The 17,721-nt window shown below is 44.9% G+C and carries 12 protein-coding genes; 9 read left to right on the top strand and 3 right to left on the bottom strand.

The genetic code is table 11. The annotated features are described in order from the left end of the window. The first annotated feature begins 6 nt into the window (after positions 1 to 6). Positions 7 to 2,292: a cation:proton antiporter gene (locus EL210_RS01510; protein WP_018919467.1), complete on the top strand. Its 2,286-nt coding sequence runs from the start codon at positions 7 to 9 to the stop codon at positions 2,290 to 2,292. 31 nt (positions 2,293 to 2,323) lie between these two features. After that, complete coding sequence (locus EL210_RS01505; protein WP_004377388.1) at positions 2,324 to 2,743, top strand: Fur family transcriptional regulator; 420 nt, start codon at positions 2,324 to 2,326, stop codon at positions 2,741 to 2,743. 72 nt (positions 2,744 to 2,815) lie between these two features. Here the strand turns inward: EL210_RS01505 and EL210_RS01500 are convergent, their stop codons facing one another. Continuing rightward, positions 2,816 to 3,772: a LuxR C-terminal-related transcriptional regulator gene (locus EL210_RS01500; RefSeq protein WP_004377389.1), complete on the bottom strand. Its 957-nt coding sequence runs from the start codon at positions 3,770 to 3,772 to the stop codon at positions 2,816 to 2,818. Between the two features lie 349 nt (positions 3,773 to 4,121). On the opposite strand from EL210_RS01500, the gene EL210_RS01495 reads away from it, so the two are divergent. The 7 genes from EL210_RS01495 (at position 4,122) to EL210_RS01465 (ending at position 15,920) form a co-directional block, all read left to right on the top strand. Then, the gene (locus tag EL210_RS01495) at positions 4,122 to 5,969 is read left to right on the top strand and encodes an alpha-amylase family glycosyl hydrolase (RefSeq protein ID WP_026285874.1); all 1,848 of its coding nucleotides are present in this window, start codon (positions 4,122 to 4,124) and stop codon (positions 5,967 to 5,969) included. 871 nt (positions 5,970 to 6,840) lie between these two features. Then, the gene (gene purB, locus EL210_RS01490) at positions 6,841 to 8,187 is read left to right on the top strand and encodes an adenylosuccinate lyase (protein ID WP_018919463.1); all 1,347 of its coding nucleotides are present in this window, start codon (positions 6,841 to 6,843) and stop codon (positions 8,185 to 8,187) included. Positions 8,188 to 8,377: 190 nt separating this feature from the next. Then, positions 8,378 to 9,850: a pseudouridine synthase gene (locus EL210_RS01485; protein ID WP_018919462.1), complete on the top strand. Its 1,473-nt coding sequence runs from the start codon at positions 8,378 to 8,380 to the stop codon at positions 9,848 to 9,850. A 14-nt stretch (positions 9,851 to 9,864) separates the two neighbouring features. Then, positions 9,865 to 11,256, top strand: a complete 1,392-nt coding sequence (gene asnS, locus EL210_RS01480) for an asparagine--tRNA ligase (protein WP_018919461.1) — start codon at positions 9,865 to 9,867, stop codon at positions 11,254 to 11,256. Between the two features lie 2 nt (positions 11,257 to 11,258). Then, entirely contained in the window at positions 11,259 to 12,344 is a 1,086-nt protein-coding gene (trpS, locus tag EL210_RS01475) for a tryptophan--tRNA ligase (protein WP_018919460.1), read from the top strand. Positions 12,345 to 12,877: 533 nt separating this feature from the next. Beyond that, positions 12,878 to 13,810: a hypothetical protein gene (locus EL210_RS01470; RefSeq protein ID WP_018919459.1), complete on the top strand. Its 933-nt coding sequence runs from the start codon at positions 12,878 to 12,880 to the stop codon at positions 13,808 to 13,810. Beyond that, positions 13,785 to 15,920, top strand: coding sequence for a hypothetical protein (locus tag EL210_RS01465; RefSeq protein WP_018919458.1), 2,136 nt, complete (start codon positions 13,785 to 13,787; stop codon positions 15,918 to 15,920). Before EL210_RS01470 ends, EL210_RS01465 begins: the two co-directional genes overlap by 26 nt. Here the strand turns inward: EL210_RS01465 and EL210_RS01460 are convergent. After that, positions 15,908 to 16,666: a sigma-70 family RNA polymerase sigma factor gene (locus EL210_RS01460; protein WP_018919457.1), complete on the bottom strand. Its 759-nt coding sequence runs from the start codon at positions 16,664 to 16,666 to the stop codon at positions 15,908 to 15,910. The two genes, EL210_RS01465 and EL210_RS01460, sit on opposite strands and share 13 nt — an antisense overlap. Further along, positions 16,620 to 17,708 carry a DUF4435 domain-containing protein gene (locus EL210_RS01455; RefSeq protein WP_018919456.1) on the bottom strand — a complete coding sequence of 363 codons (1,089 nt, stop codon included), beginning with the start codon at positions 17,706 to 17,708 and terminating at the stop codon, positions 16,620 to 16,622. Before EL210_RS01455 ends, EL210_RS01460 begins: the two co-directional genes overlap by 47 nt. Positions 17,709 to 17,721: the final 13 nt, after the last annotated feature.

The following is a 17,721-nucleotide window of genomic DNA, read 5'->3' as shown; positions in this document are numbered from 1 at the left end:
TCTTTTATGGCTGAGATACCCAATTTAATAGAAGACCTTGCGCTGATACTTGTTGTGGCAGGCATCGTGACTCTTGTGTTCAAAAAACTCAAGCAGCCGCTCGTTTTAGGCTATATCGTGGCAGGTTTCTTGGTTTCTCCACACATGCCCTATATCATGTCGGTAGTAGACAAGGGGGATATCCACACGTGGGCAGACATCGGGGTGATGTTTTTGCTGTTCTCCCTCGGCTTAGATTTCTCCTTTAAGAAAATCCTCAAGATGGGCATGGCGCCTGTAATTGCGGCACTGACCATTATCTTTTCAATGATGACACTCGGCATCTTGGTCGGTCATAGCTTTGGTTGGAACAGGATGGATTGCATCTTTCTGGGTGGAATGTTAGCCATGTCATCGACCACAATCATTTATAAAGCTTTTGATGACCTTGGACTTCGGCAGCAAAGATTTGCCTCCTTGGTGATGAGTGTGTTGATACTTGAGGATGTGCTGGCTATTGTCATGATGGTCATGTTGAGTGCCATTGCGAGTGGAAACAATCCGGATGGCGGCGAAATGCTTGGCTCAATACTGAAGATAGGCTTCTTTCTTGTGCTGTGGTTTGTGGTGGGTATCTTTCTTATTCCGCTTTTCTTCCGCAAGGCCCGCAAGCTGATGAACAGCGAAACCATGGTGATTGTGGCGCTGGGACTGTGCTGCTTAATGGCTGTTCTGTCTACAAAGGTGGGCTTCAGCAGTGCATTTGGTGCTTTTGTTATGGGCAGTATCATTGCCGAAACGGTAGAAGCCGACAAGATTATCAAGCTTGTCGAGCCTGTGAAAAACCTTTTCGGAGCCATCTTCTTCGTGTCAGTGGGGATGTTGGTTGAGCCGAAAGTGCTCGTCGACTATGCCATTCCAATCCTTGTTCTCGTGCTGACCATTTTGCTTGGACAGGGCATATTTGGTACAGCGGGCTTCATGTTGAGCGGTCAGTCATTGAAGAATGCCATGCGATGTGGCTTCTCTATGGCCCAGATTGGTGAGTTTGCATTCATCATTGCATCGCTCGGACTGTCGCTTGGTGTTATAGGTAAGTTCCTTTATCCTGTCGTTGTAGCTGTTTCAGTGATAACAACTTTCCTCACACCTTATATGATTCGTTTCGCCGAACCATGCTACAACCATATTGAAAAGCATCTTCCCAAGAAGTGGGTACGCCGTATGAACCACGTGGGTAATGCGCATCAGAACTCTACTGAAGAAGAAAACGCATGGAAAGTGCTGTTAAGAAAGATGCTCATTAATACGGCCATATATGGCATTCTGTCTACGGCTGTGGTGACATTGATGCTTACTTTCGTGCTTCCTCTATGCAGAAACATGCTTGGTCACTGGCCGGGTAATGCGGTTTGTGGCTTACTTACGGTGCTCATGATATCGCCCTTTCTGCGTTCTATGGTGATGAAGAACGTGCATAGTGATGAGTTTCGCCAGTTGTGGACAGAGAGTTTGCTCAACCGTTTGCCGCTGATTTTCACGATGATTGTACGAGTTGCCATTGCAGCCATGTTCATTTTCTACATCGTCAACTATCTTACGCGCTTCAAAGAAGCCTTGATGATTACCATTGCGGGGGTTGCTTTAGTGGCTATGGTGCTGTCAAGAAGGCTGAAACATCGTAGTATCAAACTCGAGAGACTGTTCATCAAGAATCTTCGCTCGCGTGAGATTGCAGAGCAGGTGAACGGAGAACGTCGCCCATTATTTGAGGGAAGGCTGCTTGACAGGGATATACATATCGGGGATTTTGATATCCCCGAGGATTCAACATGGATTGGGCGGACGCTGAAAGACTTGCAGTTTCGCAATCGGTTTGGCGTTCATGTGAGCAGCATTCTGCGTGGATCGCTGCGCATCAACATTCCTAATGGCAGACAGATTATATTCCCTGGCGATCGAATTTCAGTCATAGGAAGTGACGAACAGCTGAAGAACTTCAGTCAAGCAATAGCAAATGAACTCATTCCTGAAGACCCGGAGATAGAGAAAAGAGAAATGAAACTGCGCAAATTCATACTTTCTGACGGCACGCCTTTCATTGGGAAGACACTTGCCGAGAGTGGAATTCGCGACCGATATGGCTGTATGGTGGTCGGAGTTGAAGAGGGACAAGAGAACTTAACGCTTGTAGATCCGCAGCGAAAGTTTGAGAAAGGCGACATCATCTGGCTCGTTGGAGAGGAAGCCGACTTAGAGAAAGTGAGACAACAGATACCGGTATTGACCACGACTTCTGCGTCTTCAAGCTGATAAGGCGTATAAAAAATAAGGAAACAAGACTATGGGAAAGGAACAATGTATCTGCCTTTTGACCGCACATGACGTCAAACCGACGGCCAACCGCATTGTCATTGCCGAGGCTTTGGCGGCTGCTGACTGCCCGATGTCTATGAAAGAACTTGAATACAGCATTCTTTCCATCGACAAATCGAATATCTTCCGCACGCTGATGCTCTTCAAAGCGCATCATCTTGTGCATGTGATTGAAGATGGAAATGGCAGCGTAAAGTATGAACTTTGCCTCAGTCATGACGATAAAGAGGATGAAGACGAGCATTTACACTTCTTTTGTGAGCAGTGTCATAAGACCTTTTGCCTGCATGATATCCCTGTTCCGGACATCTCTTTGCCTGCGGATTATGAACTCCGTAGCATCAACTGTGTGGTGAAAGGGCTATGTCCGAAGTGTCGAAAACAATAACCTTTGAAGATTGATGATTGAAGATTGAACCGTGTGATTACTGATATTTCAAGTTCAATCCATGCTTCTTGTTTACAGTTTTACAGCAGAAATGTCAACCAAATGGTTCACAATGGCATAAATGGTAAGTCCTGCGGGAGAGTGAATCTGTAGCTTTCGGGCGATGTTTCGACGGTGGGTAATCACCGTGTTGACTGATATATATAGGTGTTCGGCAATTTCTTTATTGCTCATTCCCTGCACAACACCGATGATAATGTCCTTTTCGCGCTCGCTTAACTGGTCATCCCCCGTGGTCGAAGGATTGATCATCTTGGATATATTCAATGTAACTCCCTGTTGACTCAAGCTCTTTTCCAATCGCTTGATGGCCGGAATGAAGATCTGATCTTCGACCATTGAATGCTGATTTAGCCACGACTCGCTGTTGTAGATGTCGTAGAGTGTTGCTGTAAGCAGGTTGTTATGCAGGGTATCTGAAGGCAGATACTTGATGATAATGCTTTTTAATTCCTGCAAACGCTGCTCTACTTGTCGGTGATGTTGTGAGAAAGTATTGATATCATAGTTGCTCATGACGACGCCATTCAACAGTTGTTCCACGTAAGGGAACACCGTTTTCTCTTCGTAGCGCATGTGTTTCATGATTTCATGCGCGTTTTCATCATAGAGTTTTAGAATGAACTGAGCTAAGCTGTCGCGTTCATCGAGGGCCTCAACCAATTCTCTTCGCATGAAAGGTGATTGGAATTCAATATAATAAGTATGTGAAGCTTTCAGATATTTCAATAGAGTTTCCACCGAAAGATTATCTGCATCGTCTTTTCGATAATAGCCATTGATGGTGAGATTCACAATGGCAAGGAATGTATTTGTATCTACATTCTCACTCTCACAGACTTCACTGACGGTCTGATCGCCAAAGCCTAAACTGATACCAAAGCTTCCTAAGCTCTGCAAAATATCGCAATTATCGCGGATGATGCTAATCATCTTATCATCAGCTTCATAGATCTTCTGATTCTTCATAATGCTTGTCGATAAATAATCTGTGCAAAGTTAAATAAAAAAATGTTTATTTGCAATACCCAATAGTTATGAAATTCTTTGAAATTTAAGCTTTGTAGATTGACTGTTATGATTAGCCTTGACCCTTGAAATGAAGACTTTGAAGTCATAATCTCAAGCTGCTTTCCTCCCCTCCTTTAATTAAACATATCATAAACTTCAATCTTCAAAGTTCAAATTTCAAAGAAATCATCCTTGAACTCCATTCGTGCAAACGATTACACAGCGTTTAGTCATAATGTAAGGAAAAGTGTAACAGGTTGTATAAAATAATCCGTATATTCGCAATGAAAACCAAAACTATTAACTTATGAAACGATTTTATACCTTAATCTTATTGACCTTAGTTTCTCTTTGCACTTTTGCGCAAGGCTGGCCGGCACATTATGACGGCGTTATGTTGCAGGGTTTTTATTGGGACAGCTATGATGTTTCCACCTGGAGCAAGCTCACCAACGAGGCCGATGAACTCTCGAAATTCTTCAGTCTGATATGGATTCCAAACTCAGGAAAAACATCTGACTTCCATTATAACCAGAGAAAGACGATGGGATACGACCCATGTTTCTGGCTTGATCATAACAGTTGCTGGGGAACAGAAGCTGAATTGCGACATATGTTCAAGACTTTCAAGGATAAAGGAACGGGATTTATCGAGGATGTTGTCATCAACCATAAGAACGGTTTGGGCTCTTGGGCCAATTTTGCACAGGAGAGTGTCGTCGGCACTACCACGGGGAGAACCTACAAAGTAGAGTGGGACAACACGCATTACAGCCAGATATGCATGACGGATGAGGCCAACAGAGACCGTGCTTCAGGCTTAGTGGGCAAGATTACAGGTGCAGCTGACACCGGAGAAGACTTCAATGGATTTCGCGATCTCGACCATACGAACGCCACAACGCAGGCAAATGTGAAAACTTATCTTGACTTCCTGCTCAACGAACTCGGCTATGTGGGCTTCCGTTATGACATGGTTAAGGGCTATAATGCCTATTACACAGGCCTTTACAACAGCGAAGTGAAGCCTCGTTTCTCTGTAGGTGAATACTGGGATGGCAATAAAAGCAAAGTGGTTGACTGGATTAACAAGACCAAGACGAATGGAAACATCCAGAGTGCAGCCTTTGATTTCCCGCTGAAATACCAGATCAATGATGCTTTCAACAATGGAAAGTGGCGGCGATTAGCTTCAGATTGTCTGAGCAATGATGCTTACTACTCCCGCTATTCAGTGTCTTTTGTCGACAATCACGATACAGGTCGCTACGATCATAACGATGGAAACGCTCCCGTTTACGGCTATGTGGAGGCTGCCAACGCCTTTATTCTCTCCATGCCAGGCACACCTTGCGTGTTCTTCCCCCATTGGCAGAAGTATAAGAGGGCAATAAAACAGTTGATACTTGCACGTCGTGCCGCCGGAATTGACAACCAGAGCAAAATCCTTGTGAGTCAAGCTAAGGACGAAGGTTTCGTACTTAATGTGGAGGGTAGCAAGGGAAAACTGCTTCTTCTCCTTGGAAAGAAGGTGTCATATCCTACGACAGGCTATCGGTTTGCATTCAAGGGCGAGGGCTTCGAGATATATCTTAGCAACGGACTTGACCTTACCGAAATCAACAATGTTACCGATGCACCACATACTTTCACGTTGCCTTCGGGACTGACTGTCAACACAAAAGAGCGTTGTGCATTCTTCGAAGCACCGTCAAGTTGGGGTAATCCAAGCAAGATTTCATGCTGGAACTGGGACCATACAGCTAACTATACCAAGGGAAACTGGCCTGGAACCGACTGTAAAATGGTTTGTTTGACGGATAAGGGACGCGCTGTTTACAAATGGACGATGGGTGAAGGCGACAAAAAATCGGGCACTGCAGACAGCGAAGGCATTATTTTCAGTTATAAGAAAGATAGTGAAACCATTCAGACTAAGGACATGCCATTCGTCAACGGAGGTTATTACACACTCGAAGGACTGCAATCTGTAGCTCCCTCCGTATCCACTTCAATCTCCAATCTGAACGCTGATGCACCAAATGGGCGCCTGAAACAGAAGGGTTGGTATACGCTTCAAGGACAGAAACTCTGTCAACAACCTATGCAAAGCGGCATCTACATTCATGACGGAAAAAAGCAGGTTGTGAAATAACGCCTGTCTTCTTTTAATGTATTCTCAGGCTTTGCACGTTCATGAACGGCAATCTTTGATGTTCAAAGAAATACTGTCTGAACTGCAAAGCAATTCTTTCCTCTTCATAGGTTGCATGTCGTTGAAATGCAACACAGTTTTGCATATCATTGAATTTCAAACGTTATTTGTGCCGAAAACAATCTACGACCACGATGTGCTGCCTATGAAGAGGAGACTTTTTCAAGCTATTGTCTCGATGAGAAAACAGATGTGATTTTATTTAACAAAAGCTTTCTGTAGATTTGCGTATTTGAAAAGCAAAAAGATTTCGTTCGAAATACGCTCGTTTTTCGCCTTTTAAGTAACTTGTTGACGGTCAAACGGTTGTAGAAAATAAGGCGAAATATGAAGCGGGAAATCGTGAAAAAGAGTTGTAATCTCTATCGAATTACCTCGTAATATGAAGCTTTTCGCGTGATGATTTGAGGCATTTGAGACCGTAAAGTGACTCATCTTGCGTGGCTTCCTGCGTCATCTTGTTTCGCAAATTGATTTTCGAAGCACGAAAACTCCATTTCCTTCGTCTTTTTTTCTCTATTTGGTGGTCTTCTGATGGGCTGAAAATTGACAAATAAAATTAACAAAATGAAGAAATGAAAGGTATGGAATAAAGCGGTTTGAAACAGGAAAACCGGCCCGATTTTGTATTTCTTTTTGTTGAAAGAGCACCGCTTTTGCCCCTTGTAATATTTGATTGTTAATCTTATCTATCCTTAAAATCTTTGACGTAATCCTTCATTTTTAATCTTATTTATCATTAAAAAACCTTGAGTTTTCAATTGAAATCACTAATTTTGTAGCATTGTTAGACTGATATAACGATATTGATATGAAGCTTGATACACTGACAGCCATCTCGCCAATTGATGGCCGTTATCGAGGTAAAACAGAGACTCTTGCCGATTATTTCTCTGAGTATGCGCTGATAGGTTACCGTGTTCGTGTTGAAATTGAATACTTCATCACGCTTTGCGAGTTGCCTTTGCCGCAGTTGAAAGACTTTGATCATGCGCTGTTTGACTGCTTGCGCGACATCTATCGCCATTTTGATGAGACTTCAGCTGCCCGCGTTAAGGAGATAGAAAAGACCACAAACCATGATGTGAAGGCTGTGGAATACTTCCTTAAAGAGGAATTCGACAAGATTGGTGGACTCGATGCTTTCAAGGAATTCATTCATTTCGGGCTTACTTCTCAGGATATCAACAACACGAGTGTGCCGCTTTCGATGAAAGAAGCGCTGCAGAATGTGTTTGTTCCACAGGTAGAAGAGCTTATCAGTCAGCTGCAACTGTATGCCGAAGAATGGAAAGACGTTCCTATGTTGGCTAAAACTCATGGCCAACCAGCGTCACCTACGCGTCTCGGTAAGGAGATAATGGTGTATGTTTACCGTCTGACGGAGCAGTTGGATGCGTTGAAAGCCTGCAAGATGACAGCCAAGTTTGGCGGTGCAACAGGGAATTACAACGCACATCATGTCGCTTATCCAGAGTATGACTGGCGTGAGTTTGGCAACCGTTTCGTCAGTGAAAAGCTCGGTTTGGAACGTGAGCAATGGACCACACAGATTAGCAATTACGACCATCTTGGTGGCATTTTTGATGCCATCCGCCGTATCAATACAGTCATTATTGACCTTGATCGTGATTTCTGGATGTATATTTCAATGGAATACTTCAAGCAGAAGATCAAGGCAGGTGAAGTAGGTTCGAGTGCCATGCCGCACAAAGTGAACCCTATTGATTACGAGAACAGTGAGGGAAACCTCGGTATTGCCAATGCCATTCTGCAGTTCTTGGCTCAGAAGTTGCCCGTGAGCAGACTGCAGCGTGACCTCACCGACAGTACGGTTCTGCGTAATATCGGTGTGCCACTCGGCCATAGCATCATCGCTATTCAGAGCACATTGAAGGGTCTTCGCAAGCTCATCTTGAACGAAGAAAAGCTTGAAGCCGACCTCGAAGATACCTGGGCAGTAGTTGCCGAGGCTATTCAGACCATTCTTCGGCGCGAGGCTTATCCTCATCCTTACGAGGCTTTGAAAGCGTTGACTCGCACAAACAAGAAGATGACTGAAGAGACTATTCACGAGTTTATCAAAGGTTTGAACGTCAGTGACAGCGTGAAAAAAGAGCTGATGGCAATCACTCCGCAGAATTACGTAGGTGTATAGAACCTGTTTTTTGTGCTCTTTCGAAATATAGGTGAAGTTTGTTTGTGGGAGAATAGAGGCTATTCCATTGAAGAGAAGAACGTATAATGAAATGAAAGTCATGTCGCTATCTTGAATAATGAACTTTGAATTATAAATTAATAAAGTAATCACTAACCTGGCCGCGAGGCCGAAAAATAAATTAAAAAACATGGATTCAGAATTAGAAAACAAGAGTCAGAGTCTGTCAACAGAACAGAATGAGACCACCCGTGAGGGCTACTCACGTCCGGTAGGAGACTATTCCAACAGTTATCATGGCACAGGACGCCCCCAACGTCCACGTATTCATAGTCAGCGTGCCTATAGTACAGACCATTCAAACAGCAGCGAAAATGAAAGCAGTTTCCGTCCTGAAGGCTTTGGAAGTGGCCTGATAAACGGTGAACGTCCACAGCGAACTTATCAGCCACATCAAGGAGGTTATGGTCGTCCTCAAGGCGGATATAACAACAACCGCTATGGAAATTATGGCCGTCCGCAGCAGGGTGGCTATCGTCCTCGTTATAATAATGATGGCGAAGAGCAGCAAGGTGGCTATCAACCACGTATGCAAAGCGGTTACAATCGCCCGCAACAAGGTGGTTATCGCCCCCGTTATAACAACAATGGTGACAGTCAGCAAGGTGGTTATCAGCCTCGTCAGCAGGGCGGATATGGCCATCCACAGGGTGGTTATAACAACTATCGGGGCGGTTACAACAATAATCGTGGAGGCTATGGTCAGCAGGGTGGTTACAACAACCGTGGCGGTTATGGCAACAATCGCGGTGGTTATGGACGTCCACAGCAAGGCGGTTACAACAACAATCGGGGCTATAACAACTATCGCGGAGGCTATGATCCAAACGCAAAGTATAGTCTTAAGAAGCGAATTGAATACAAAGAAACGCATATCGACCCCAATGAGCCGATACGTTTGAATAAATATTTGGCCAACGCGGGTGTTTGTTCGCGTCGCGAAGCAGATGAGTTTATCTCGGCAGGTGTGGTTTCTGTCAATGGAACTGTAGTCACAGAGCTTGGTACAAAGGTACTGCGTTCGGATGAAGTGAAGTTCCATGATCAGCTCGTCTCATTGGAAAAGAAAGTCTATGTGTTGCTGAACAAGCCGAAAGATTACGTCACGACAAGTGATGATCCGCAGCAGCGTAAGACCGTAATGGACCTTGTTAAGGATGTTTGTCCGGAGCGTATTTATCCGGTCGGACGCTTGGATCGCAACACAACGGGTGTGCTTCTGTTGACCAATGACGGTGATTTGGCCAGCAAACTGACCCATCCGAAGTTCCTCAAGAAAAAGGTTTATCATGTTCATCTCGATAAGAATGTCGCTGAAGAAGACTTGCAGAAGATTGCCAGTGGTATTGAATTGGAAGACGGAGAGATACATGCTGATGCCATTGAATACGCTGATGATCGCGACAAGAAGCAGGTAGGTATTGAGATACACAGTGGAAAGAACCGCATCGTTCGCCGCATATTTGAAAGTCTCGGCTATCGTGTTGTAAGACTTGATCGCGTTCAGTTTGCCGGCTTAACGAAGAAGAACCTCCGCCGAGGTGACTGGCGTTTCCTCACAGAACAAGAGGTGGAGATGCTTCGAAGCGGTATGTTTGAATAATAGGAACATTGAAAATGAAAAGAACAAAGGTAATCGATGCATTGCAATGCACCGAATATGGCAAGGATATTAACGTGAAAGGATGGGTTCGTTCCCACCGAAGCAGTAAGGCAGTTGATTTCATTGCGCTCAATGATGGCTCTACAATAAACAATATTCAGATTGTAGTTGATCCGGCATCTATGGATGCTGAGACGCTGAAAAACATCACGACAGGTGCTTGTATCAGTGTTGTCGGGCAGCTTGTAAAGAGTCAAGGTGCCGGGCAGACGGTCGAAATCCAGAGCAGGGAAATTGAAATCTACGGCCTTTGTCCGTCTGATTATCCCATGCAGAAAAAGGGACAGAGCTTTGAGTACATGCGAAAATATGCGCATCTACGCCTTAGAACCAACACGTTTGGTGCTGTTTTCCGCATTCGTCACAATATGGCAATCGCCGTACATAAGTACTTCCACGACCATGGTTTCTATTATTTTCACACGCCACTCATTACGGCAAGCGATGCAGAAGGTGCCGGAGAGATGTTCCAGGTGACCACACTTGATTTGGCTCGCACGGGAAAAGACGGTGAAGTTCCATACGAAAGAGACTTCTTCGGCAAGAAGACAAGCCTCACGGTTTCAGGCCAGTTGGAGGGTGAATTGGGTGCAACAGCACTCGGAGCTATCTATACTTTCGGGCCAACTTTCCGCGCGGAGAACAGCAATACGCCCCGACATCTTGCCGAATTCTGGATGATTGAGCCTGAAGTTGCATTCTTGGATAAGGACGAACTCATGGATTTGGAGGAGGATTTCATTAAGTATTGCGTGCAATGGGCACTTGATAACTGCAAGGATGACCTTGAGTTCCTCAATAAGATGATTGACAAGACATTGCTTCAAACCTTGGAATCCGTCGTAAAAGAAAGCTTTGTACGCCTCACTTACACTGAAGGTATCCATATTCTCGAAGAAGCTGTGAAGCAAGGACATAAGTTTGAGTTCCCAATTACAGGCTGGGGAATGGATCTCAGCAGTGAACATGAGCGCTTTCTTGTAGAGGAATATTTCAAGCGTCCGGTCATCATGACCGATTATCCGAGTGAAATCAAGGCGTTCTATATGAAGAAAAACCCCGATGGAAAGACCATGCAAGGCACTGATGTGCTATTTCCTCGCATCGGAGAGATTATCGGTGGCTCGGTAAGAGAGGAGAGTTACGACAAGCTTGTCAATGAGATTAAGGCGCGAGGAATGGAGAAAGACTGCTATAGTTGGTATCTTGATACGCGCAAATATGGCTCATGTCCGCATGCCGGTTTCGGCTTGGGATTTGAGCGTCTCATTCTTTTTGTAACGGGAATGCAGAATATCCGCGATGTCATTCCTTTCCCAAGAACCCCTAAATCAGCAGAATTCTAATCATGGGAAAAATCATATTAACAGGCGACCGCCCAACAGGTAAGCTCCATTTAGGGCACTATGTGGGCAGTCTTCGACGTCGTGTGCAGTTGCAAAATGAGGGAGATTACGACAGAATGTTTGTCTTTATGGCCGATGTTCAGGCTTTGACAGACAATGCCGACAATCCGGAAAAGATACGACAGAACATGATTGAAGTGGCTCTTGACTATCTTTCAGCCGGTCTCGACCCTCAACTTTGCACGCTTTATATACAGAGTCAGATCCCGGAACTGGCCGAGTTGACGACTTACTTGATGAATCTTGTCTCCGTTTCCCGTGTACAACGCAACCCAACGGTAAAGACTGAGATCAAAATGCGTAACTTCGAAGCCAATATCCCCATGGGTTTCTTCTGTTATCCTGTGTCACAAGCCGCCGATATTGCAGCTTTCAAGGCCACCACTATCCCTGCAGGCGAAGACCAGGAGCCTATGATTGAACTCACACGCGAACTTGTCCGCCGCTTCAATCAAGTGTATAGTGAGGTATTGGTAGAACCGAATATCATGCTGCCGGAGAACGCAACAGCACGTCGTTTGCCGGGAACTGACGGTAAAGAGAAGATGAGTAAGAGCCTGGGTAACTGCATCTATCTGAGTGATGACGCCGATACTGTGTGGACAAAGGTAAAGAGTATGTACACCGATCCTACGCATATCAACCTCAATGACCCTGGACATGTAGAGGGAAATGCTGTGTTTACTTATCTCGATGCTTTCTCTACAGATCAGGATTTTGCTGATTTCTGGCCGGAATTCAAGAACCTTGACGAGCTGAAAGCTGCCTACACGCATGGTGGAATTGGCGACATGAAGTGTAAGAAACTCCTGAATAATGTCATCAATCGCATGTTGGAGCCTATCCGCGAGCGTCGTCATACGTTTGAACAGGATATCCCCGAAATCTTCAATCTCCTCAAAAAAGGTAGTGAAGTGGCTCGGGAAACAGCTGCACATACCATGGATGAGGTGCGTAAGGCAATGCGGATAGACTACTTTAACGATGCAGCGCTCATTCAAGAGCAGGCAGAGAAGTACAGAAAGTAGGACTGATAGTTATGCTTCGGCATATATATAATAAGGTGAAAGGCCACGGCAAGGATGCTGTGGCCTTTTATTTTGGGAGAGAAAATCTGTCTGAAGATGGAATGAATTTGTAAGTTACAGTCATAAAGATATTGCAAAATGCCGAATGAGAAGCTTCTCTTTGCCTCTGAAAACCTGTCATTCCAAGTAGCAATCTTATTCGTAAAATTATTTACATATTATCGTCTTGCAAAGTGTTTAGGCTGTCGTTCCATTTCAACATGCCTGTGCGTTCAACTTTATTGATCTCATTTGTTTTCCTTGTCTCTACGGTTCTGATTTCCAACAACTTATGAATGACATTTTAACTTGCATCAAATGACCGCATAATCTGCGTCACTTTAGCGTGTGATTTGAGTCACTTTACACGCTAATCTGACGCATATTGCGACCCCATTTGTTGCGTATTGCAAAACAAGTTGAATGATTTAACATCTTAACGGCATGGATTTTCATGAAAAATCTTTATTTTTGTATTCGTAAATCTATTGCTTATGAAGCTGAAAAGCAAGTTGTTTTGTCTGTCATTTCTTTTGTTGTTGGTAAGCTGTCAGCAGCAAAAGGAACCGCAACATGTGCTTAAAAGTGCCTATTATTGGAGCACGGAGTGGCGCAATGAGCCACGCGTTATGCAGCAAGTCAAAACATTAGACAAGCTCTACTTACGCTACTTCGACGTTATTATGAATGGCGAACACACTGTAGTTCCTAATGCAACGCTGCAATTCGCAGCCGAAATGCCGGATAAAATAGAGGTAGTGCCTGTTGTTTTCATTGTCAATGATGCCATGAAAACTATGAATAATACGGCTGATTTGGCTCAAAAAGTGTTACGAAGAGTATTTCAAATAAGTGAAACCAATAATATTCGCAATATAAAGGAACTGCAGATTGACTGTGATTGGACCCTCTCCACGCGCCGTAATTACTATGCTTTCCTGACACAACTCCACCATCTTGCTGCAGAGAAACACATTGCTTTGTCGACCACAATCCGTCTGCATCAGCTTTCACAACATGTCCCTCCCGTTGACAAAGGCGTGCTGATGATGTACAATACAGGTGATTTCACTGACATACATTGCACTCATCCTATCCTCGATATCAAGGATGTGATGCCTTATTTGAAGTATCTCAAGAATTATTCCCTGCCACTTTCGCCTGCCTATCCACTGTTTTCCTATCGTCTTCTGTTTCGTCATGGCCGTTATAAAGGTGTGCTTCATGCCGACAATGACTTGCCGGTGCTGCCGGGCGACAGTATCATTGTGCGTAAAGTCAACGTGGAGGAAGTGCTTCATGTGAAGCAAACCATAGAGAATATACGCCCGGAATTGAAGGCCGAAACCATTATCTTTGACCTCAGTCCATCCCATATTGCAAATTATAAATCCCAAGATTATGAAGAAATCTATCGTGCTCATTAGTCTTCTGATGATGCTTCCTTTGGGCTCAAATGCCTGTGGCCCGTTTCCAAGGGTACATAATTATTACATGATGAATGTTGTTGGTGAAAGCAATTCTCCACTTGCTTCACCCGACTTCATCACGCCATTGACCGCCTATTGGAAGTCTTATACGGGCTTGAAAGAGGGCTTTTTTGATGATGACTGCAAGCTGCTCATTGAGGCTGCAAAGCTGAAAAAGGATGCAGAAATGCTGACTTATGTGCGTCATATCGCCAAATATCAGCACATTTGTGAGCGCAGAAAGGAGTCGTGGGACTATCCGTCGAAGGAAGAACTCGCTCTTCATAAGGCACAGATCATGCGTATGCGTGCGGCAGCCTTGGCCTATAAGGGAAGTCGTCTGACGCAACAATACACGTTGTTGCTGATGCGTAGTTACCTGCTTGACAACAATGTGAAGGGCATTCTGCTGGCTTGGACAACGCGGGCAAGCCGACTTCCTGTCGGTATATATAAAGAAATGTGCCGCAACATCTATGCCTATGCGCTGCTGAACAATGGAAAACGGGAGGAGGCTTTGGCCATTTATGTGAGTCAGGGAGATGTTGCCAGCATTCAATGGGCTGCCCGTAACTTCCAACATTTAGACGGAATACAATCTTTCTACAATGGAAATGCCAATTCGCCTGCCTTGCGTTGGCTTGTTCAGAACTTTGTAAATAATGTGCAGGAAAACGTGGATTGCGAGTGGATGGAGGACTATACGGATACAGAAGATGACGGGTTTAAGTCTGAAGCTAAGGCTTTCATGGCATTTGCAGAACGTGTAGTTCGTGATGGAAAGAGCCGTGAACCGGCACTCTGGAAGGCTGCTTCGGCGATGATAAGCTATACGCTTGGCGACACGAAGAAGGCCGAAGAGAAGAGCCATTTGGCTATGACAATGAGCGGAACACTGCTTGAACGCGACAATGCCCGCGCCATTCATCTGCTTGCCGTGACAGCTTTGATGCGCGAAGGGCATTCTTTTGATGCCGGTTTTATAGTGAAGGAGCTGCGCTTCTTGGACGGAAAACGCGACCAAAAAGCATTTGAACTGAGTTATTACGGACGTGTTTTAGACCGTATCATGTCACAGAACATCATAGAATATTATGCGAAGCGCCACAATATTAATATGGCTGTGGCAGGTAGGGGCATGCTTGAAAGAGCGGATTCTCCTGAGGATGAAGGCGAATTCAAATATGATCCGGGGCATGCAAGATATTCAAGTTACGAGGAATACTTCTGTGATTTAGACTCCATGACAGCCGACCAACTGCGTGATTACATGGCTTTCATCCATAAAAAGCAGTATGATGATGCCTTGGAACAGTATATATTGACGAAGAACACCTTTCGTGATGCCGATTATTTCAACGATCTCTTGGCTACCAAACTCATTGCCGAAGGTCGATTTGCCGAGGCATTACCCGTGTTGAAAAAAGTGCCGTTGGCCTATGTAAACAGTCTTGGCATGTCTGTATATATGGTACGTCGCGACTATAAAAAGCCGCGTTGGTTGGTTCGTCAGCGCGTTAATGACGAATTAGATGACTATGGTGTTCCTTCACTTGAGGACATTCCATTGAAGCATAACCAGAAGATTGCGTTCTGTGAAGAGATGAACAGCCTTGAACAACGCTACAAACTGGCTAATAATGCCACGCGTCCTGAATTGGCAATGCAGCTTGCTGTGCGCTATTATCAGGCTTCATGCTACGGCGATTGCTGGTATCTTACGCATTACGACAAGCTCTTTGGCGACAGCACTCGCTTCTGGGAAAAGAACTTTGCCCAGCAAGCGATGATCTATCTTGACGTAGCCAAACAGGAGAAGAGCCTGCGCCAAGAGGCTCTTTACGCCCGAGCTTTTGTGCAGAACAGTATAACAAGCAATGGACTTTGGTGGCTTTATGATGAGGAAGAACACTATAAAGCTGTCAAAAATGATGTGGCTTGTGAGCAAGCTTACGACGAATTGCTGGGCTATATCCGCAAAAATCCATCGCAAGTTGCCGATTACGTGTCGAGATGCGACGTCATACGAAAAGATCTGAAGGCAGTAGGTATGGCCTATTCAAGGTAGGCTTTGAGCATGTCGGAAGTGGTGTTGCGATTTAATTTGCGCACAGCCTTGTTGCGAATCTGGCGTACTCGCTCACGTTTCAGCCCCATCTTTTCACCGATTTCAGCAAAAGTGAGGTGGGGTTGTCCTATGCCATAGAAGGCTTCTACTACGTTTCTTTCGCGGTTGTCAAGTATGTTCATGGCCTCACGAAGTTCTTCTTTGACCGAAGTTTCAAGGGCTTCTTGGTCTGGTCGCGCTGCTGTAGGGTCGGAAAGTATGCTGAGTAAGTTGACATTCTTACCGTTTTGGAGCGGTGCATCAACAGAAAAAGCACGGCTGTTGGCTTTTTCTTCTGCGCTGTGTTCATGCTTGGGAAGACGGAAAATGCCACTCTGTTCGTTGACAGCTGCCTCAACTGCCTTGCGAACAAAAGGCTCGGCATAGCCTACAAAGCGTAGACCTCGACTGCCGTCAAAGCTTCTTGCTGCCTTCATCAGGCCGATGTTGCCTTCGCTGATGAGGTCAAGAATGGCCACACCTCGGTCAACATATTGCTTGGCTATAGACACTACGAAGCGCAGATTGGCTGAAGTGAGTTTGCCGATGGCTCGCTCTGCAGCTGCTCCGCCAGCCATAATTTGCTTTGACAACTGCTTTTCTTCGTCATCAGAAAGAATGGTTTCCTTTCCAATTTCATTGAGATAAATATTCAAAGACTCACTTTCGCGCTCTGAAAGTGGCTTCCCTGTTTTGATGATTTTCATTGTTCAATGTTTTATTTTGTTCCTGTTGAGACGCTGACGAAACCGCTTCTTTTGACTCCCATGCGGCTTTCAGTGCATCAAGTATTTGCTCATACTGTGGTGAAAGCAGGTATCCCATGTTCTTTTTAAGCATCTTTTGAGCATCACCAACACTGTTCCTGTAAGACGATATCTCGGTCTGATACTGCACATTATGCAGAGATAGCCTGCTGATTTCACGCTCACGCTCACGCATAAGCCGATTACATACACGCTCAAGCAACGGCAATGTTACGTGATCGAAAAGGTGATGACCTTGTATGTATAAATAGGTGTTGTGGGCATTGACGCCTAATCGCTTCATGTCTTCTTTCACTTGTTGATAGCTTTCGCGTGCATCGGGATTGCGTTGGCGCAGTTTTTCAACCGCCCTTCCAACCTTCTTGCGAAGTCGTTCGAGTGCAATCTCGGGGTAATCGATATTGATGTCACCCACATCAATAATGTGATTGAAGTCTGTTATGGTGAATTCGCCGTAGTGTGTTGACCGATAATACCAGATATTCCACACGTAAAGAGGATAGATAGCCTCGGAATATTGCCGCATGAAATCATTGAAATCGAAGATTTGGTGATCGTTCAATGTCACTGCCACTGCAACGTCATGAAGTGTTGAGGCATAGCATTGCAGGTTCTCAATTGAATAGGCAAAGGTGTGAAAGACATAGGGATTTTCAAGCAACATGCGTGAATTGGGCGACGCACCCTGCATTAAATAGTCGTAATCGGCATCCACACAAGCGATCATGTCCTGTCCAACGCCATTGAGAAGACTGCTGATTGCCGCCTTCTTTCCACGCTCCAGATGTGACATTCTCGTAGGAAGCATGACCTCAAAATAGCGGTCTTGCGTTTCAAAACGACTTAGAATTGTACGCCAAAAGAAGACATCATCGTAACTCTCCACATAGGCAATGACCTTTCGGCGCGCACGTTTTGAAGCCAAACGATTGGCTGCTTCAAAGTAATGCGAAGTGATATTGTCTCTCAGTCTGCGTCCCATTGTCTGCTGATTT

It is taken from the genome of Segatella oris, assembly GCF_900637655.1.
Classification (GTDB): Bacteria; Bacteroidota; Bacteroidia; order Bacteroidales; family Bacteroidaceae; genus Prevotella; species Prevotella oris.
This window is presented reverse-complemented; position numbering and strand designations above follow the sequence as displayed.

Excerpts from the sequence above, each read along its gene's own strand:
- EL210_RS01465 (WP_018919458.1), top strand. The coding sequence starts at position 13,785 with ATGAAGAAATCTATCGTGCTCATTAGTCTTCTGATGATGCTTCCTTTG.
- EL210_RS01485 (WP_018919462.1), top strand. The coding sequence starts at position 8,378 with ATGGATTCAGAATTAGAAAACAAGAGTCAGAGTCTGTCAACAGAACAG.
- EL210_RS01510 (WP_018919467.1), top strand. The coding sequence starts at position 7 with ATGGCTGAGATACCCAATTTAATAGAAGACCTTGCGCTGATACTTGTT.
- EL210_RS01455 (WP_018919456.1), bottom strand. The coding sequence starts at position 17,708 with ATGGGACGCAGACTGAGAGACAATATCACTTCGCATTACTTTGAAGCA.
- asnS (WP_018919461.1), top strand. The coding sequence starts at position 9,865 with ATGAAAAGAACAAAGGTAATCGATGCATTGCAATGCACCGAATATGGC.
- EL210_RS01495 (WP_026285874.1), top strand. The coding sequence starts at position 4,122 with ATGAAACGATTTTATACCTTAATCTTATTGACCTTAGTTTCTCTTTGC.
- trpS (WP_018919460.1), top strand. The coding sequence starts at position 11,259 with ATGGGAAAAATCATATTAACAGGCGACCGCCCAACAGGTAAGCTCCAT.
- EL210_RS01505 (WP_004377388.1), top strand. The coding sequence starts at position 2,324 with ATGGGAAAGGAACAATGTATCTGCCTTTTGACCGCACATGACGTCAAA.
- EL210_RS01460 (WP_018919457.1), bottom strand. The coding sequence starts at position 16,666 with ATGAAAATCATCAAAACAGGGAAGCCACTTTCAGAGCGCGAAAGTGAG.
- purB (WP_018919463.1), top strand. The coding sequence starts at position 6,841 with ATGAAGCTTGATACACTGACAGCCATCTCGCCAATTGATGGCCGTTAT.
- EL210_RS01500 (WP_004377389.1), bottom strand. The coding sequence starts at position 3,772 with ATGAAGAATCAGAAGATCTATGAAGCTGATGATAAGATGATTAGCATC.
- EL210_RS01470 (WP_018919459.1), top strand. The coding sequence starts at position 12,878 with ATGAAGCTGAAAAGCAAGTTGTTTTGTCTGTCATTTCTTTTGTTGTTG.